Origin of the sequence: Micromonospora sp. MP36, from assembly GCF_008119785.1 — a bacterium.
GTDB lineage: Bacteria > Actinomycetota > Actinomycetes > Mycobacteriales > Micromonosporaceae > Micromonospora.
The window spans coordinates 1-19,188 of the sequence record NZ_VSFA01000114.1; the positions used below are offsets into that span (position 1 = coordinate 1).

Annotated in this window: 6 protein-coding genes; all 6 read right to left on the reverse strand. The window is 70.8% G+C overall.

Going from position 1 to position 19,188, the window contains the following annotated elements; all coding sequences use genetic code 11:
* Positions 1 to 77 precede the first annotated feature (77 nt).
* Positions 78 to 1,226 carry a hypothetical protein gene (locus FXF52_RS35420; RefSeq protein ID WP_148803905.1) on the reverse strand — a complete coding sequence of 383 codons (1,149 nt, stop codon included), beginning with the start codon at positions 1,224 to 1,226 and terminating at the stop codon, positions 78 to 80.
* A 15-nt stretch (positions 1,227 to 1,241) separates the two neighbouring features.
* Entirely contained in the window at positions 1,242 to 5,135 is a 3,894-nt protein-coding gene (locus tag FXF52_RS35425) for a LamG-like jellyroll fold domain-containing protein (protein WP_148803907.1), read from the reverse strand.
* Positions 5,129 to 10,819, reverse strand: a complete 5,691-nt coding sequence (locus FXF52_RS35430; RefSeq protein WP_148803909.1) for an RHS repeat-associated core domain-containing protein — start codon at positions 10,817 to 10,819, stop codon at positions 5,129 to 5,131. The genes FXF52_RS35425 and FXF52_RS35430 overlap by 7 nt, the downstream gene beginning before the upstream one ends.
* Before the next feature lie 68 nt (positions 10,820 to 10,887).
* Positions 10,888 to 11,709: an AfsR/SARP family transcriptional regulator gene (locus tag FXF52_RS35435; protein ID WP_148803910.1), complete on the reverse strand. Its 822-nt coding sequence runs from the start codon at positions 11,707 to 11,709 to the stop codon at positions 10,888 to 10,890.
* A 174-nt stretch (positions 11,710 to 11,883) separates the two neighbouring features.
* A complete protein-coding gene (locus FXF52_RS35440; protein WP_148803912.1) occupies positions 11,884 to 17,721 on the reverse strand; it encodes an RHS repeat-associated core domain-containing protein in 5,838 nt (1,945 codons plus the stop codon).
* 495 nt (positions 17,722 to 18,216) lie between these two features.
* The coding region (locus tag FXF52_RS35445) for a DUF418 domain-containing protein (RefSeq protein WP_148803915.1) at positions 18,217 to 19,188 on the reverse strand (972 nt) is incomplete at its 5' end.

Here is a 19,188-nt window from a genome sequence, read left to right on the forward strand (position 1 = left end):
TCTCCGGTAGACGATTCATCGACCAAGGAGAAACTGAAGCCGGAGACCTCGTGGCCACCACGGCGGCGAGCAGAGGATCACCAGGGCACGGCGGCCACCATCACGTGCTTGTTGTCCGGGTCGTAGTAGGACAACAACAGCGTGTCGGCGGTGCTCAGCTCGGAGTGGCCAAAGAACGCGTAACACCAACCGTCCGTGCTCGATTCACACCCCGGCACCTGGACCTCCGCGCCGGCCGTCCACGGCCCGCTGGGTGAACTCGCGCGCCAGATCCGGTAATGCCCGCCGATGGTGGTCTGCTCGACGGCAGCGAACCCGATACCGGTATAGCTGCGCACATCGAGGTACAGCGGTCTGGCGTCGGCCATCACCGAGGTGGCGGCGTTGGGGTCGCTGGTCCAGCCGCCGGGCGTCCAGTACCGGTAGCTGGCCGACTTGGGCCAGCCGGTACTGCTTCGCCAGGGGGTGCGGGCCAGCAGCGTACGCCCCTTTCCGCAGGCGCCAAAGGCGGCGTCGTCGCAGTGGGAGGCGTAGAGGTAGAGATAGCCGTCGTCGGCGAAGATCGGCGATCCGAGCTGGCGTTGCCAGGGCAGATCGGCACTCGCCCCGCTCGCGAAGACCCGGTGGTGCGCGACGAAGGTGTTGCTGGCCGGGTGGTAGAAGCTGATGCCCCACGCCTGCACCGTCCAGTCCCACTGCCCCCGCACGCACACGTCGGTGTAGGTCATGGCGACCAGGTCCGGGCCCCAGTAGCCGTTGATGTACCGGGCCGGGCCGCGCGTCGCGCCGCTGAGCCAGGAAGCGGCATAGGAGTTGCTGCCCGGGGCCCCGCAGGCGGTGCCGTCCGGGAGGACGAGCCCCACGGGTACGGGCAGGAACAGGTGCGGGCCGTCGCTGTTCGGCACGGTCGCGGGGGCAGGCGGCGTGGGCAGCTCGCTGAGTGCGTCGGGCACGGCCCCGGCCGTGTACGGGCCGGTCGCGGCGGTGGTGCCGCCGATGAAACCGAACGCCTCACCGGCCGGGTTCAACAGCACCGTGTCGCAGAACAGCCAGAGCGCCTGGCCGGCGGTGAGACCGACGCTGTACCCGCAGTCCCGGGCGAGAGTGTTCCCGCTGGTCGTCTCGTAGTGGGAGGTGACCTTGGCCGGCGGTGCGGCGGCTGCAGCGGGGACCGTGGGCACAGCGAGCAGGCCGATCGCCAGACCCGACGCGAGGAGGTACTTCACCGTCGACGTTCCTTCCTACATGAGGGCGGCGATCTGGGGCGCCGTCAGGACGCCGCTCTGCACGAAGACCCGGTCGATGTCGCCGGGCCAGTTGTTGACCGGTAGCGCGTTGTATCTGGAGCGGCCGACCTGCAGGGCCCGCCCGGCGTTCCACGTGATCTTGCAGGGAGCGCTGGCCCGGAGCTGTCCGTTGACATAGAGATAAATCTTCTGAGCGGTCGCGTCGTACACCCCGGCCAGGTGGGTCCACACCCCAACCTGGTAGTCCCAGGTGGCCGTGCCGGCCGCGTATTCGGGCGGTGGGCTGGCCGAGTTGTAGGGGTTGTCGTTGCCGTACATCAGGAACGCCCAGCGGCGGTTCAGCGCGTCGTAGCGCAGGTCGAAGCCGCTGACGTTCTCGCCGTCCTGGCTCACCGCGCTGTACCAGGTGTCGTCTCTGGTCAGGCGTACCCAGGCCGCCACGGTGAAGCTCTGGTCGGTGCGGACGACCGGCCCGGCGGTGTACGCGTGGCTGCCCGGGTAGCCGGTGTTGAAGTTGGCTCGGGAGCCGTCGAAGTGCAGGGCGTTGCCCTTGCCGGTGTGGGTCGTCCAGGTGGTGGTGCCCGCTGTCACGACGGCGTGGTCGTTGTCCGACACGTCATCGACGACGGTTCCGGTTCCCTCGTCCATGTCCCACAGCGCCTTGGGGCCGTAGTGGTCCCAGTTCAGCCACGCGGCGACCTCCTCGGGCGTGAGGGCGTGCTGGGCCACCCGGACCTCGTCGATGCCGCCGGGCCACGGCCCCACCGGCAGGCCGTTGCTCTGGAAGCGGCCGACGGCGAAGAGGCCGGTGGCGTTGCGGGTACTGCGGTAGGGGGCCTTCGCCACTAGGCGGCCGTTGACGTACAGGCGGAGCTCACCGACGTCGTGGTCGTAGACCCCGATCAGATGCGTCCAGACGTTGAGCTGCCTGGGCAGGGTCGACGCGGCGACGACGGCCGGTGGGCCACTGTCGTTCCAGTCTGTGTCGCCATTCCCGGCGCTGAACGCCCATCCCTGAGGGTAGGCGGAGTAGCCGAGCTGGAACCCGCTGTCGTAGCGGCCGTCCTGGCTGACCGCCCCGAAGTAGCCGTCGTCGCGGTCCAGCCGCACCCAGGCCGCCACACTGTAGCTGGCGTCGGTGCGCAGGATCGCCCGGTCGGCGGTGAGGGCGCCGCCAGTCATCGCCAGGCCGCCGCCCAGCCGGCCCGGACCCCACGCGGTGTCGGCGCCACGCGCCAACGTGTGCCCGTTGCCGGTGGAGTCGAAGGCGGCCACATCGCTGGTCTCGCTGAACTGCCACCACGCCTCCGGACCGTAGAGGTCGAACGTCGCCATTTCCTCCTGGACCTTGCGCTGGGCGGTGGCGAAGTCGTAGACCTGCACCTCGTCCAGGTCTCCCACCCAGCGGCGGATGACCCCCATACAGCAGTCCGCGCCGCCGACCATCAGCGAGCCCGTCGCGGTGAACGGCTGGGTGAACGGTGCCTCGGCGGCCTTCCGCCCGTTCACGTACAGCGTCAGGGTTCCCAGGGCCTTGTCGTACACGCCGGCCAGGTGCGTCCACACCCCGATCTGGGCCGGCAGGTCCGAACGCGCCGAGACGTAACCCTCCCCCGCGTTGGGCATGACGAACGTCCAGTGCCCCAGATCGAACTGCAGCTCGGGTCCCTTGCCGGCGATCGCGACAGCGGTGCGCCACGCCTCGCTGCTCTCGCGCGCCCGCACCCAGGCCATCATCGAGAAGGAGTTGGCCGTGTCCACCGGCGGTCCCGCCGCATAGCCGCCGGTGTTCTCGGTGCCGTCGGTGTGCAGGGCCCCGCCGTGCCGGCCCTCCACCCAGGACACGCCGCCGCGCAACGCGACCGTCCCGTCGGCGCCGTATGTCGAATAGTCCGCCGCGGTGGTGCCCGAGTCCTCGTTCAACGGCAGGCTCACCGCGGGAAACGGCAGCGGCCTGATCCGGAACTGGTAGGGGAGCGTGGACACGCCCTTGTTTCCCGCCAGATCCACCCCGGCCAGGGTGACGGTGTAGGTGCCGCCCTTACCGGGCACGAACACCAGGTCGGTCGCTCCGCCCGGGGCCACCGTGACCCGCCCGGCCTTGATGGCCGGGCCACTGATGCGGTAGTCGAACCCGACGATGTCGATGTCGCCCAGCGCGTTGAACGTGAACCGTCCGGTCTCGTCGACCCGGATGCCCATCGCCGGAAACTTGGGGAAGTCGCGGGTGGTGAGCGTCGGCCGGGTCGACGGTCCGGAGATGTCCACGGTGAACGGGCACCAGGCGCTCCACGGCCCGCTTTCGACCTCGTCGGTGGCCTTGGCGCGCCACTCGTACCGGCCCCCGTCGACCAGCACCCCGTCGACCACCTCGTAGTCGAGCACGGTCGGCGGGGTCGCCTCCGGCGCGTCGACCAGCGCCCCGCCCGCGCGGCGGATCTCGAAGTTGATCCGGTGCTGCTGCCCGTAGGCGATGTCGTCGTCGCGCACCGAGACCTTGAGCCGCGGCTTCAGGGTGGTGACCCACATCGCCGGTGACCCCACGCAGCCCGGCATGGTGTCGGTGGCCACCACGTCGGGCGCGGCGGGCGGCGTGTTGAACTCGACCGCGATCGACGGGTTGTTCTCGAATGCCTTGCCGCCCAGCGTGCCCACCCCCTCGTCGGCGAGGAGGCCCAGGGTGACGTTGGCCCACGACCCGGCTGCCGCGTCCACCACCAACTGCTTGACGTCGAACTCGACGTCACCCGGCGGGCAGGAGGCGCTGAACCCCTTGGCGGCGTTGACGGTGCCGAGCTTCGCGCGCAGCGCGGGAGCGTTGCTCCAGCTGGTGCTGGCGCTGATCGGGTCGGTCCGCCACAGGTTCAACGGCTCGGGCGTACAGGAGTAGGAGTAGGTCTCGCGCGCGCGGAAGGTGGCGCTGAGGATGTGCCGGCCGGCGAGAAACGCGGTGTCCATCTGGAAGTACGAGCGGAAGGTGTCGGTGGTCGACCAGGCCGGGTCCCGGCCGGCCCGGGCGTGCACGTTCGCATCCCACCAGCCCTGCGACGGCAGGTCCTGTTCCACCATCGTCCAGTGCTGCTTGCTGGACGGGAACCACGGATCCAGGTAGAGCGGGAAGACCAGGTGCGGATCGGTGAGCATCGCCCGGTCCGGGGTGATGACGAGTTCCGACTTCGTGGTCCGCACCGCCATGACCGCTCGGCGGCTGCCGGACGAGTCCCACATGAAGGCGTTCAGCTGCGGGGACCACCGGTGGGTGTCCAGGCCGAACCGGATCGGCGACAACGCCGCGTGGCGGGCCGCCCGGGCGGACTTCACCACCAGCACCTCGGCGAAGCCGGAGTCGGTGGCCTGCACCACCAGGTCGACGCCGGGCAGCACCTCCGGATAGGTGGCCTTGTCGGCGGCCAGCGACGGTTCCGGCAGGGGGTCGGGCCAGCTCAGCCCGACCCGACTCCCCTGCGGCGTCCGCATCGTGGCGATGGTCCGCTGGCCCCCGCCGCCCAGCGACAGGGCCACCCCGGCCCGCCGCGGCCGGATGGTGCCGTCCGCGCGGCGGACCAGGGTGGTGTCCAGCGGCGCCCAGCCGGTGCCGGTGCGGACCCGCACCGGCCGGGCGTTGATCACGGCGCGCAGCGTGCCCCGTCCGGTGGCCTCGACCCGGGTCGTCTCGGTGGTGAGCCGGTCGAGGTCGGCGGCCTGCGGGGACCGCACCGGCACAACCGCCGGCGGGGCCGCGGCGGAGCGCCCCGCCACGACGGCTCGTGGCGCCGACGGCGGCAGACCGACCGCGAGGGTACCCAGCAGCGCCGCGACGGTGACCCCGCCGAGCCACCGCCGGGTACGCCCGGCGCGGTCAAGGCGGTGGACCGGACGGCTCACCACCAGCCGCCGATCGTCCAGGACCGCCCCGACCAGCTACCGGGCGAGCTGGCCAGCCAGATGGATCCGCCCGGGGGCTCGTTCGGGTCGAGGCTGATCACCCGCGAGGAGCCGCCGTTGGCGGTGAGGCGCAGCCCGCCGCCGTCCCGGCAGTCGATGATCGCCGAGCCCAGGCAGATGCCGCCCCATCGGGGGCTCCTCGACGAGTACGTGTCCGTGTCGTAGCCGGCGTCGACGCGCTGCCATTCCCGCGGTCGGGGTGTGATGCACTCGTCCCACCCGTCGCACTCCCGTTCCAGGTACTCGTAGCTGGGTGCCGGGTCGTACGAACCGTCGTCGTACCCGCCGTCGTAGCCGTAGTCCCAGACCGTGGAGCCGTCGAGGTTGTCGCAGCCGTACCACTCGCACATGGCCTGCGCTCCGTCCTCGAATCCGGGATAGCACGTGATGCCGAAGGTGGAGCAGAGGAAGTAGTCGTAGTCCATGTTGGCGATGATCTGGTTGGCCCACGGGTCGTTGGTCGGACCGTCGTTCTTGGCCGGCTTGGTCTTGGTCCGCTTGGGCGGCACCTTGGACTTGGTCGGCGTCTTGGCGGTGGCCGACTTGGGCTTGGCCGGCTTCTTCGTCTTCAGGCCATCGGCGTCGATGAAGGTCGCGGGGTTGTTGGCGGCGTAGGCGTACCCGTTGACCTGCTGCGGATCCTGGTGGTCCACGATCGGGTCGGCGGAGATGAAGCGGCCCGTCGCCGGGTCGTACTCCCGGGCGCCCAGATGGATCAGTCCGGTCGGGTCCTGGGTGCCGCCGACGAAGCTCCGCTCGCCCGGCCAGTTCGCGGGGGCCGTACCCCGGGTGCCGCCGAAGGGCAGGCTGCGGCGGACGGTGGCCGGCAGTCCCGCCTGGTCGCCGATCGAGATCTCGTCGGTGCCGTGGTGATCGGCGACGAGCCAGCGGAGCTGGGAGCCGGTACGCGCGGCCACGACACCGCCACCGAAGCGGTAGTGCCGGGTGGTGGTCACGGCACCCGTGGTGGCCCTGCGCACCTCGGTGTCGCCCAGATAGAGCGTCACGCCGGCGGCATCACGACGGATCAGCCGGTTGCCGTCCGCGTCGTACACATACGACGAGTCGGAGGTGGACGCCAGGTGGCCCTCAGCGTCCCAGCTGAAGGTTCGGCCCGGAGCGCTGGTCTGGTTGCCCGCCGCGTCGTAGCCGTACGACGCGGTCGAGCCGTTGGTCGTCACCGAGGCCAGCCGGTGCCCACTGGGATAGCCGTAGGTCCGGTTGGTGTTCCCCGTCGCGGCGTGGCGCACTTCGGAGAGCCGGTTGCCGGTCACGTCGTAGGTGTAGGTGTGCCAGTAGGCCGCCGCGCCGTCGGCGGCGGGCGTCGTGCAGTCCGTGGAGGTCCAGGCCTCCGTCATCCGGCGCAGCGAGTCGTACCGGAAGCACTGGGCGTCCGCCGTCACGCCGTCGGGTGCGTCGACAATCGACAGCACGTTGCCCGCCGGGTCGTAGGCGTAGCTGGTCTCCGAGATGGTGGGCAGATCGACGTGGTCCCGGGCGGTGGTGGCCTTGGTGAGCCGGCGGGTGGCCGGGTCCCGCTCGTAGGAGCGGTAGACCTGCCGGCCGTACTCGCCGAACGCCTGCCAGGACACGTCACCCAGCTCGTCGTAGCTGCTGTCCATGACGTAGTGGTTCAGGCCGGTGAAGGTGGTGGGGTAACCGAGCGCGTCGTAGCCGAAGGCGAGCGTCTCGGCGGTGACGCCGCCCGCGGCCGGCGTCACCAGCCGGGTGACCTGGTCGGCCTCGTTGTAGGCGTAGCTGGTGGTGTAGCTGCCGGCGAGCCCGGTCTCGGCCGCCGGGATGGTGACGGTGGTGCCGAGTCGGCGACCCCGGACGTCGTACCCGGTGACAGCGCTCGTGTAAGCGTTGGCGCCGGCGTACCGGGTGGCCGAGGCCAGCAGCCCCTTGCCCAGCGTCGCCGTGTCGTACGTCCACTGGGCGAGCCGGGTCGCGCCCTCGGCGAGCGAGGTACGGCGGCCGAGGTCGTCGTAGCCGATGGTGAGCGTCCGCCCTCGCCCGTCGGTGCTGGTGATCATCCGGCCGGCGTCGTCGTGGGTCCACCGCCGGACGCCGGTGTCCGGCGCCTCGGCCCGGGTCATCCGCCCCCGCAGGTCGTAGGTGTAGCGCCACACGTTGCCGGCGGGGTCGGTCACCGTGGCCAGTTGCCCGGCCCGGGTGTAGGTGTAGCGGGTGGCGTCGGACTGCTCCCGCAGCTCGACCAGGCGGTCGCGGGCGTCGAAGACCTGAGTGGTGGTGATGCCGCCGGCGGGCGGGGTGGTGGTCACCCGGTCACCGCCGTACGCGGTGGACGTCCGCCACTTCTCCGCGCCCTTCGACAGCAGGATCTCCGCCGTCTCCCGGCCGGCCCCGTCGTACAGGTAACGGGTCTCGCTGTCGAGCGTCGACGGGGTGGGCGCCAGGTCGCTGCCCGTCCCGGACGGGTCGTGCCGCGGCCCATACGTCCGCTCGACCAGGCCGCGGGCGTCGTACCTGGTGTCCGTGACGATGCGGCCGCCGGCCGGTGACGCCTCCTGGGTCTGGCGGGGCCGCAACAGGCCGTCGAAGAGCTCCCGGGTCGTCTTATACGTGCCCGCGCCCTGCAACTCGTTGGTGGTCAGCACGCTCGGGCCGTCGGCCCGGACGAGATAGGCGTAGGAGAGGTTGGGTGACATGGCGGTGGTGCGCCCCGGCAGCCAGACGTTGGCCAGCCGGCCGAAGGCGTCGTAGCCACGGGTGGTGACCCCACCGTTGGCGTCGGTGCTGGTGACCGGCTGCCCCCGGGCCGGTTCGAGGTCGGTCGCGACCTGGTGCCCGAGCGGGTTGGTCACCACGGTCCGGGTCAGCGGGCCGCCGGTGGTCGGGGTGTAGGTGGTGCGGGTCAGTTTGCCCGTGGCGTCGTAGCTCTCCAGCGGGCGGCCGTGCCCGTCCGGCGTGGCACGCGACACGGTGACGTAGGTGTTCCACGCCGCCGCCTGTTCGACCCGGGTGCGGTCCCCGCGGGACGGCGGGCTGCCCCAGGTGTCGTTTCCGTCGTAGTAGTACCGCTGGTCGGCGAGCAGGTCGTCCGGGTAGCGAGCGGTCGCTTCGCAGCTGACCCCCACCGTTTCCTCCCGGGAGACGCGGTCCCAGATCCAGTCGGTCAGGTTCTCCGCGTAGCTCGTGCGGGTGCAGGTGTCGTCGGATGCGGTCGCGACATCCCCCAGGTCGCTGACGTACTTCAGCCGGCCCGCCGCGTCGTAGCCGTAGCGGGTCTCCGCCGTACGGGTGCCCCCGCTGGCCAGCGTCGTGACCACCTGCACCGACCGCTCGTCGGTGAGGGTGGCCTCCAGCGTCCCCGAGCCCCGGGCGCGGGTGGCCGTGGTGCCGATGACGGTCGGCTCCGACACGGTGCGGGACACCACGGCAGCGCCGTCGTAGACGGTCTCCTGGCGGGCGAAGCCCCGCCAGGCGGGCTTGTCCTCCAGCCCGTCGACATTCACCGTGCGGCGGGAGCCGTCCGCCTTGAGGTCGTTGTGCAGGCCGCGCAGGAACATGTACTCGGTCGCGGTCTGCGCGCCGGCGACGCCCGTGCGTACCCGCACCCGGGCGTACCCGCGCCAGCCGCCCCAGCTCTGGAACCGGGCCGGGGTGAGTTCCGCGTCGTCGTGGTGCCACAGCACCACACCGGGATCGAGGTAGTCGTACTGGGTCAGCTTGGCCGGCGCGCCGCCGACCGGATCCTCCTCGGCGACCTGGGTTACGACGTACTTGTTGAACCAGTCCAGCGTCGGGCCGGCGCCGGTGACGTCCCACCAGACGGGGAAGCACTTGAGCCGATTGTCGTCCGGTGCCGGCAACGTCGCGCGCTGGCACTCCTTCAGCCCGTAGGTGACCTTGATCCGGCCGCCGGCCTCGGTGCTGATGGTCTCGACCCGCCATTTGTTCATCACCGGGTGGCCCCCGGTCGCGTCGAGCCGGTTCTCCCGCTGCACCCCGGCGAAGGTGACCGGCGGGAGGCTCAGGGTCCCGTTGGTGTGCCCGCTGTGCACGATCGAGGAGAGCCACAGCGCGGGGCTGGTGCCGTCCCCGGTGTCCGGGAAGGCGTGCGTCAACGTGTAGGAGTCGACGTCCCGGTAGGCCCCGTTGACGTGGATCTGGGTGGTGATCTTCGCCAGCCGCCTGGTGGACCAGAACGTCGGCACCGGGATGGCGCACGCCGACGCGCCGCACGCCTGGTCCAGCGGCACGTCGGGCCAGTTCTGCGGCTTCGAGGTGACGCAGTCGGGTCCCTCGGCCAGGCAACGGTTGCCGGGGGTGAGGACCACCCGGCCGGGCGCGGTGGCGTACAGCGACGTGAGCCGCTGGCCGTACTCGATTCGCGCGAGTTGCCCGGACCGTACGTACGCCGTCGGGGTGCCCTGCCGGTCGTAGTAGTTGGTCTCCCGGTCGTAGTAGTAGGTCATGGCGTCGCCGTGCGGGTCCACCACGAAGTCGAGCATCCAGCGCCAGGCCTGCTGGCACCACTGCGTGCTCTGGCACGGCTCGCCCGCGTCATCGCCGTAGACGGGGACGGTGAACGCCGAGTTGGTGTCGGGGTCACCGCTCTGCCATTGCGGCATCCGGTTCCGCCCGAAGAAGTACTGCGTGCCGTCCGGTGCGGTGAGCTTCCAGTACTCACCGTCGTTATCCCCGTTCGACGTGGCACCGGTCAGCAGCTCCACCCGCCAACCGTCGTCCTGCTCGGCGCGCCAGGAGCCGGTCGCGTCGTCGCGCACGAGTTCGCCGGCAAGACCGGGCAGCACGACCGTGGCGTTGTGGGAGGCCCAGCAGAGGTCCGGGTGGGACTGCCCGTCCTCGGTGCACGACTGGTAGGACCGCTCGATGTACCCGGTGGTCAGGTCGAAGCCCTCACCCACCGGTGAGGGCTGGTTGTTGGTGGAGGCGGTCCGGCCGTCGACACCGCCAGAGCTGTAGGTCAGGGCCAGAGTGGGTGACTGACCGGGCATCGGGGGCACGGCGAGCGGGTAGCTCCAGCCGAAGTCCCCGCTGGAGAGTCCGACCTGCCAGGTGGCCGAAGGGCTCAACGAGGTGGGGGTGAAGCTGCCGGCACTGCCGCTGGCGTCGGCCGTGATGGCGAAGCTCCCGTCGGAGAGGGTGGCGCTCAGCCGTCCGGCCCGCACGTCGTTACGGGTCGGCGCCGCGACGCCGGTGCGCTCGTCAACCACCCGTAGCCGCGACGACCAGTCACCCCCGAAGGCCCAGCGGAAGCCGCTGTAGTCGACCTCGACCGGGGTCGGCCTGCCGGTGTTGCCGAGTCGAAGCCGCACGCCACCGGGCATCCGGTCCAGCCGCACGTGCGCCTGACCGCTGACCCAGACCGGCAGCGTTCCGGCGCGCTGCGCTACCACCCGGTCGGCTCCCGCGGTACGCGCCGCCGCCTTCACCTCGGCCTGGCCGGAAGGCCAGGTCACCGTGGGCGTGCTGCGCCAGGCATCGGCCAGCGCGGCGTCGACCACGGGCTTCGCCCTGGTGGGCTTGGCGGGTGCGGCCCGCCCGGACGACGCCGCGACGGGCGCAGCCTGCGCGGGAGTGGCCACGACGGGCGTCACCGCCAGCGAGAGGGCACACAGCACGGTCAAGGTACGCATGCATAGAGCGTGCGGCGGCGGCGCATATCGGGGCGCACATCCCGGCGCATGCCTGGCGACCACGCTCCCTACAGGCACAGCGGTTCGATCCGGCGTGGCGCCGACGTGGCGCCGGCGGCCAGCCGCACCGCCGGCTCGCCCCGGAGGATCTGCTGGTAGAGGTTGGTCAGTTCGGCGCTCGGCTCGACACCGAGGCCGTCGACCAGGCCCCGGCGGGCGGTGGCGTAGGCGCGCAGGGCGCCCTGGACGTCACCGCTGTTGCCGCACGCCACCATCAACTGCCCCCAGGCCCGCTCCCGGTACGGTTGTCCTGCGAGGAACTCGTGCAGCACCACCCGCGCCGTCTCGTACTGCCCCAACTCCAGCAGCACGGCGACGTGGTCCTCCACCGCGCCCAGCCATTTCGCGGTTAGCGCGCCGGCCCGTCCAGCGAGCACCCGGCCCTGGGGGACGTCCTGCATCGGCGCGCCCCGGTGCAGCGCGACCGCTCGGCGCAGGTGCCCGGACGCCGCGTGGGGGTCGCCGGCGCGTACGGCCCCGCGCGCCCGTTCCAGGTGTTTCTCGAACGCGAACACGTCCACCTCGACGGGTACGTCGCGGAAGGCCAACTGCCAGCCGTCGCGCCGCTGGACCAGCAGCTGGCCGCCATCGTCGTGGGTACTGTCCGCCAACCACAGCCGCAGCTTGGACAGGTAGGTGCGCAGATTCGCTGCGGCGGACGGAGGCGTCATGTCACCCCACAGCTCACCGACCATCCGCTCGCGGTCGACTCCGGCTCCAGGTTGGAGCAGCAGCAGTGCCAGCAGCGTCCGCGTCTTGCCGGCGGGAACCGCCAGCAACACGTCGTCGCTGCGCGCCCGGATTGGTCCCAGCAGCTCCAGTGACAACACCCCGAACCCCCTAGAGATTGTCGGGTTTAGATATTCGGGGCGGCCGTGTGTGATCGGCAAGACAGCTCGAACGATCTCGAACGTTTCCGGACAGCAGCTCGCCGGTACGCGCGGGGCGGCCCGCCGAACACCGGCGGGCCGCCCCTGATCTGTTGACTTCTCAGTGGAGCCTGGTCACTGCCACGGCCAGTTGCCCTGGACCCCGGAGTAGCCGTCGACGTAGACCGGTGGGCTGATGTAGCCCCACTTCTTCTGGCCCGCCCCGGCGGTGTCCCGTTTGGGGTCGACGCGCTGTTTCTGCACGCGGTTGCCCCGGTTCCCGCCGATGGTGGTGACCGTGCCGTCGCTGTGGACCTTGGTGACGATCTCCACGTGTCCGTCGGCGCCCGGCTTGCCGTACACCATGATGTCGCCCGGCCGTGGGTCGTCGTGCTTGCCCTTGTTCTTGCCCCAGTTGGTCGCCCAGGCCGCGTCGCGCTTGGGCAGGTCCTTGGCCTTGACCCCGGCCTTGGTCAGGACCCAGGTGACGAAGACCGCGCACCAGGCGGTGTTGGCGTCCGCCTTCTTGAACCACGAGCCGAACATCTTGTTGTAGGTCTTCTCACCGAGCATCTTTCGTAGCTCTTTGTAGTACTTGCTGAAGTACTTGCGCTCCTCCTCGGGGGTGAACCGCTCCCCCTTCTTCTTCCCGAGCTTCTTGGCGATCTTCTCGGCGCGCTTGAACTCCTTCTCGGCGATTTCGGTGATCTTTTTCCGCAGTTTCTGGTCCTTGAGCCCGACCAGGCGCGGGTCCGGCTTGTCCTTCTTGGCGGTGGTCTTCGTCGTGGTGCTCTTCTTGCTCGTCGTCGTCTTCTTGGCCGTCGTCTGCTTCTTGGTGGTGGTCTTCTTGGTCTTCAGGCCGTCGGGGTCGCTGAAGGTGATCGGATTGTTCTCTGCGTACGCGTACGCGTTCATCTGCTGCGGATCGGTGACGTCGATGACCGGGTCGACCGAGATGAACCGGCCCGCCGCCGGGTCGTACTCCCGGGCGCCGAGGTGCACGAGGCCGCTGCCGCCGTCGACCGTTCCGCCCACGAACCCCTGCCTTGAGGGCCAGGTCGCGGCCGGCCCGCGAGACGCCCCGAACGGCGTCTGGTAGCGGCGGGTCACCGCGAGGGTGTTCCCGTCGACCGCGATCTCACCGGTGCCCTGGTGGTCGGAGACTGTCCAGGTCAGGCCGGCCGCGGTGCGGACCGCGACGACCGTGCCGTTCACGGTGTAGTACCGCTGCGCGGTGACGGTGGAGCCCTTGAGCCGCAGCTCGGTGGAGTCCAGGTAGAGGGTCGTGCCGTCCGGGCCACGCTCGATCAGCCGGTTGCCGTCGGCGTCGTACAGGTAGGCCGTGGTCTTGCCATCCCGGACCGAGGTGGCCAGCTCGCCCTCCACGTCCCAGGTCAGCTGCTGGGCGACCCCGTCGACCATCCGGCTGGTGGTGTTGCCGTCGGCGTCGTAGCTGAAGGTGTCGGTGCGGCTGCCGCCCGGTCCGCCGGTCACCACCGACATGAGCCCATGCGGCCGGGCCGCACCGGCGGCGGGGTACTGGTAGGTCCGGCTGGTGTCCCCACCAGCCGCGTGCTGCACCTCGCTGAGCCGGTTACCGATCTTGTCGTAGCGGAAGCTGTGCCAGTAGGCGGCCGGACCGCCCAGGGCGGCCACCTGTGGCGCCGCGGCGCAGTCGCCGGACTCCGGCGTCCACGCCTCGGTCAGCTGGCGCAAGCCGTCGTAGCGGAAGCACTGGGCGTCGGAGGTGACGTCGGCCGGGGCATCCACGATCGACAGGATGTTGCCACTCGGGTCGTAGGTGTAGCGCTGGTCCGCGACGTACGGGTTGTCCGGGTTGTCGGAGTAGGTCCAGGCCTGCAGCAACCGGTCCGTCGCGGCATCGTAGTTGAAGGCACGGGTCAGTTGCTTGCCGGCCGGGCCGCTGACCAGGCCACCGACCCGGCCCAGCTCGTCGTACATGGTGTCGGCGAGGTACGGCGTCAGGCCGGTCATCGTGGTCAGCAGGCCCAGCGTGGCCTCGTAGCCGTACCGCAGGGTCTCCGTGGTGAGGCCCCCCGCCGACGGCAGTTCCATCGAGGCCGGCTGACCGGCCGCGTCGTACGTCTGCCGATAGGTGTAGGTGCCGGCGAGCTCTCCCTCGGCCGCCGGGATGGTGATGCTCGTTCCGGTGGGGCGGCCCGCCGGGTCGTAGCCCGTCACCGCCCGGGTGTAGGCGTTGCCGTTGGCGTAGCGGGTGGACGAGCTCAGCAGGCCCTTGCCGGCGGCCAGGGTGTCGAAGGTCCACTCGGCCAGCTTGGGGCCCGTCGGCGAGCCCTGCCGGGTCGAGGTCTTGCGCCCCAACGCGTCGTACGTGTACGCCACCGTCTGCCCCGCGGCGCTCGTGACCGACACGAGGTGGTCCTCGTCGTCGTACCCGTAGGTGGTCGTACCCGCGTCCGGGTCCTCCTGCCGGACCAGCCGGCCCCGCAGGTCGTAGCTGCTGCGCCAGACGTTGCCCGCCGGGTCGGTCACCGTGGCGACGTTCTCCCCGTCCGGCGTGTAGGTGTACCTCGTCGCGTCGTACGCCCCGGTGGGCGCGTCACCCTGGTACTGGCGTAGTTCGACCACCTTGTCGTCGGCGTCGAGCACGTTCATGATCGGCGTCTCGCCGGCCGGCGGGTCCACCGCTACCCAGTTGCCGCCGTAGGTCGTCGTCGTCCGCCACTGTTCCACGCCGTACGACAGCAGGATCTCGGCGGTCTCCCGTCCGGTCGAGTCGTAGAGATTGCGAGTGGACGACCCGACCGCCGAGTCGGCGACCGACAGCAACTGGGTACCGGGGCCTGCGGTGTCGTTCCAGTACTCGCCGTTCCGCTTCGCGAGGCGTCCCCGCGAGTCGTAGTACTCGTCGGTCACGATCCGCCCGCCGGCGGGCGATGGTGCCTGGGTCTGGCGCAGCCGGAGGAACCCGTCGAACAGCGAGTACTTGGTGCTGTAGCCACCGCTCGCGAGCAGGGAACTCGTGCTCGTGACGGTGGGCGCGTTGTTGCGGACCAGGTAGCTGAAGGTCACGTTCGCGCTCTGCCCCGCCGACCTGTCGCGGCCCGGAAGCCAGACGCCGGTCAGCCGGCCCAATGGGTCGTACCGGACCTCCGTGTGCCGACCGTTGGCATCGGTGGCCGTGAGCGGCTCCCCTGTGTACGGGTCGATGGTCGAGGTGACCGTGTGTCCCAGCGCGTTCGTCCCGTCGGTGCGCACGAGCGGACCCCCCACGCTCGGCGCGTAGGTCATGGTGCTGCGGTTGCCCAGGGCGTCGTACTGCACGGTCGGTCGGCCGTGCGCGTCGAAGGACGCGCGCTCGGCCTGGACGTAGGTCACCGAGCTGGCGGTACGCTCCGACGCCTCCTCGGTCATCGTGACGTCGCCCTTGGTCGGAGCCGCTCCCCAGGTGGTGGACCCGTCGTAGTAGTAGCGGGTGTCGGCCTGCAGGTCGGCCGGGTACGACGGCGTGCCGGCACAGGACTTCCCGACGGTCTCGGTGCGGGACTCGGTGTCGACGATCCAGGCGTCGACGTTGCGGGTGTAGGTGGTGGTGGTGCACCTGTCGTCGGCGGTGGTGGACAGGTCCCCGAGGTCGTCGACGCTGTGCAGCGTGCCGTAGTCCTCGTCGAACGTGTACCGCACCTCGGTGGCCCGGACGGATCCGTCGGAGAGCTTGGTGAACTCCCGCTCGGAGCGCTGGGCGGTCAGGTACGCCTCCAGGTTGCCAGAGGGCCGGGCCCGCGTCGCGGTCTTGCGGATCTCCAGCGGCTCGGAGATGGTCCGCTCCACCCAGCCGCCGCTGGCGTCGAAGATCGTCGTCTCCCGGGCGAATCCGCGCCGCACCGCCTTGTCCTCGATCCGGCTGCCCTGCGAGTCGGTCACCCACACGTCGCGATGGGCGCCGCCGGGCAGCAGATCGTCGTCCATGCCGCGGAGGAACACATACTCGACCAGCTCCTGCGGCCCGGCGTTCGGGTCACCGGTACGCACCCGCAGCTTCTGGTAACCGCGGTACTGGCTGTACGTCTTGTACCGCGCCGGCGTCAGCTCGGCGTCGTCGTAGTGCCAGGCGGTGCCGTCGACGTACTCGTACTGGGTGATCTCGGTCGGGTTACCGCCGACCAGGTCCACCTCGGCCATCTGGGCGACCACGTACTTGTTGAAGTAGTCGAGCGTCGGGTCCTTCCCCTCCCACTCGCGCAGCACGGGGTAGCACCTGGTGCCGTTGCTCTCCGGTGACGGCAACGCGCCGCTGGTGCACTGCTTCGCCGTGTAGGAGACCTGCACCTGGCCGCCGGTCTCGCTGGTCACGGCGGCCAGTCGCCACCTGTTCATGGGCGGCGCACCGTCGATGGCGACGACCCGGTTCTCCCGCAGGACGCCGTCGAAGGTGACCGGCGGCAGGGTCATCGTGCCGCCCACGTGCCCGGTCCGGGTGAGGCTGTCCAGCCAGAGGGAGGCGCTGGTCCCGTCGCCGCTGGCCGGGAACGAGTGGGTGAGCTGCCACGAGCTGACGTCCCGGTAGGCGCCGTCCTGGTAGACCTGGGTCGAGATGGTGGCCAGCCGCTTGTCGGTCCAGAACGTCGGCGTGGTGATCGCGCACGAGGAGGCGTCGCAGTACTGGTCCCACGGCACGTCCGGGGCGTTCTGCGGCTGGTCCTTGCCGCAGACGGTGCCGGGGATGCAGCGGTCGGCGACGGCGAAGGTGACCCGTCCAGCCGCCGGGGTGGTGAACAGGGAGTCGGCACGCTGACCGTAGTCGAGCCGGGTAAGGTGGCTCGACCGGTCGTACGGCGTGACCGCCCCGCCCCGGCTGTAGTGGTTGGTCTCCCGTCCGTAGAACTGGGACATGGCGTCACCGTGGGTGTCCACCACGTAGTCCAGATTCCAGCGGTACGCCTGGCGGCACCAGGCGGCGGCGAACGTCGCGGCGTGGCAGGGTTCCCCAGCGTCGTCGCCGAAGACCGGCACGGTCAGCGTCGAGTTGGTCTCGGCCCGACCGGCCGTCCAGCCCGGAAGCCGGTTGAGCCCGAAGTAGTACTGGGTGCCGTCCGGCGCGGTCAACCGCCAGTGCTCGCCGTCGTTGTCCCCGTTCGACGACGCACCGGTCAGCAGCTGCACCCGCCAGCCGTCGTCGTCCTCGACGCGCCACTGTCCGGTCGTGTCGTCGCGGACCAGCTCGCCGACCAGCCCGGGCAGGGTCACCAGGGCGTTGTCGGAGGCGAAGCATAGCTCTTCACTGTCGGCCTGGCCGTCGTCCTTGCAGGACTGGTACGACCGCTCGATGTAGCCGACGTCGAGGCTGAACCCCTCGCCGACCCAGGAGGCCTGGTTGTTCGTCGAGACGGTCCGACCGTCCACCGAACCGGAGTTGTAAGTGAGGCTTAGCTGGGGCGCCGTCCCCGGCATGGGCGGGACGGTGATCGGGTAGGACCAGTTGAAGTCGCCGGACTGGAGCCCGACCTCCCAGGTCGCCGACGGCGCGAGCGAGGTCGGCTTGAAGCTTCCCGCGCTGCCGCTCGCGGCCGCCGTGAGCGCGAACAGCTCGCTCGACTGCGGCTGCTCCGCCCTGGGCACGGCCCGATCGGCGGCGGCGGGCGGCGGGAGCACCAGGTCGGCGCGGAGTACGCCGGCCGCAGGGTCGTTACGGGTCGGTATGACCTTGCCGGTCGTCTGGTTGACGAGCCGCAACCGGGTGGCCCAGTCGCCGCCGTACGCGTTGCGGAAGCCTGAGTAATCGATGTCAACGGGCGTCGGACCGCCCCGGTCGCTGGAGATCCGGACCAGCACACCGTTCACTCCGGCCCGCACCGCCGCCGCCCGGTCCCGCGCCGCCACTCGCACGCCGGGCCGTCGGGAGAGGTCAGCCGACGACGCGGGCCACCGGACGGTGGGTGCGCTGCGCAGGGCGCCGCTCTCCTCCGCGCCGGGAACCCGTTTCCTGGCCACCGCCGCCTTGCCGTCCACGGAGACCGGTGCGGGAGGCGACCCCGGCCGGTGTGGTCGTTCCGGTCTGGCCTGAGCCGGTGCGGCTGACAGCAGACCAGCCGCCAAGGCGGCAATCAGTCCTACCGCCGTGGTACGGCGATACCCCTTGCTTCGACGAACTGTCATGCACACAGCGTCGTGACTGCTCGCATACGTGCACGCACACCAAGTCGCATAGGCGGCCACGACCCGATTCGGGGTGCGCTGCCGCCCCCGGAACAACGGGGAAACCCGCGGCGGGCAGCCCCGACTCAGCTGTCCCGCAGGCGGTCGGCCAGGTCGGCGGCGAAGGCCTGTATCTGCTCCTCCGCGCCGGCCTGCCGGGGATACACCACGATGCCCACCACGAGGTTGCTCACCCGCAGGGCCAGGCCCCGCTTCAGCGGTACGCCTCATCGCCCACGCCGGGCAGTGGCCGTGGGTGCGGCCCGGCGGCAATCCGCCCCTCGGGACCCGTCATGCCGGGTCCGCGGCTCGTAGTCGTGGCCACCGCTGCTCGGTCCAGGCCCGCAACAGCCACTCCAACGGTCCGTACCGGAACCGGGCCATCCACGCCGCGCTGGCGGCGAGTTGCACACAGTAGATCGCGACCGCGATGAGTACGACGACCGGGGGTGCGACGGCGCCGGCGAGGCCCAGCCCGACGCCGGTGAAGACCAGCACGCAGAGCAGCGACTGACCCAGGTAGTTCGACAGGGACATCCGTCCGGCCGGCGCGAGTACGGCGACGACCCGCCGACCCCGGTCGGTTTGGAAGAACTGGAGCAGGGTGGCGGCGTACGCGGCCGCGAGCAGCGGCGCGGTGAGCACGCCCGCCGTCAGCCCGGTCAGGTTGGCGGTGCCCCCGCCCGATGCGAAGATCACCGCACCGGCCAGGCCGACCGGATAGCCCAGCTGCTGCACCCGGCGCAGGAGCTGCCGGTTCCCGACGACGTCGGTGAGTAGCCGGCGCCGCCCGGCCGCGTAACCGAAGAGGAAGGCCGAGAGGGCGAGCGGCCCCTGCACGAGGAGCGTGCCGAACATCGCCGGCAGCTGGCGTACGTGCTCGGTGACCACCGAGCCGATCCCGCCCTGCAGTGCCTCGGTGGACCGCTGCCCCGCCGCGAGTGCCGCCGCCGGATCGGTGACCAGCTGGGTCCCGCCCGCGGCGGCGAGCGCGAGGATGAAGCCGATCCCGCCGGTCAGCAGTACGGCGACGCGCAGCGCGGTCCCGACGCCGACTCTCCGCATGGCGAGCAGGACCAGACCGAGCAATGCGTACGTGGTCAGGATGTCGCCCTGGAACAGCAGCACCGCGTGCAGGATGCCGAACACGAAGAGCCCGGCCAGCCGTCGCCGGAACCGTGGGACGACATCGACGCCGCGCCGCGCGGCGGAATCGAGCTGGAGCGTGAAGCTGTAGCCGAACAGAAAGGAGAAGAGCAGGTA

Coding starts and splice junctions, on each gene's coding strand:
- FXF52_RS35430 (WP_148803909.1), bottom strand. CDS start 10,819: ATGCGTACCTTGACCGTGCTGTGTGCCCTCTCGCTGGCGGTGACGCCC.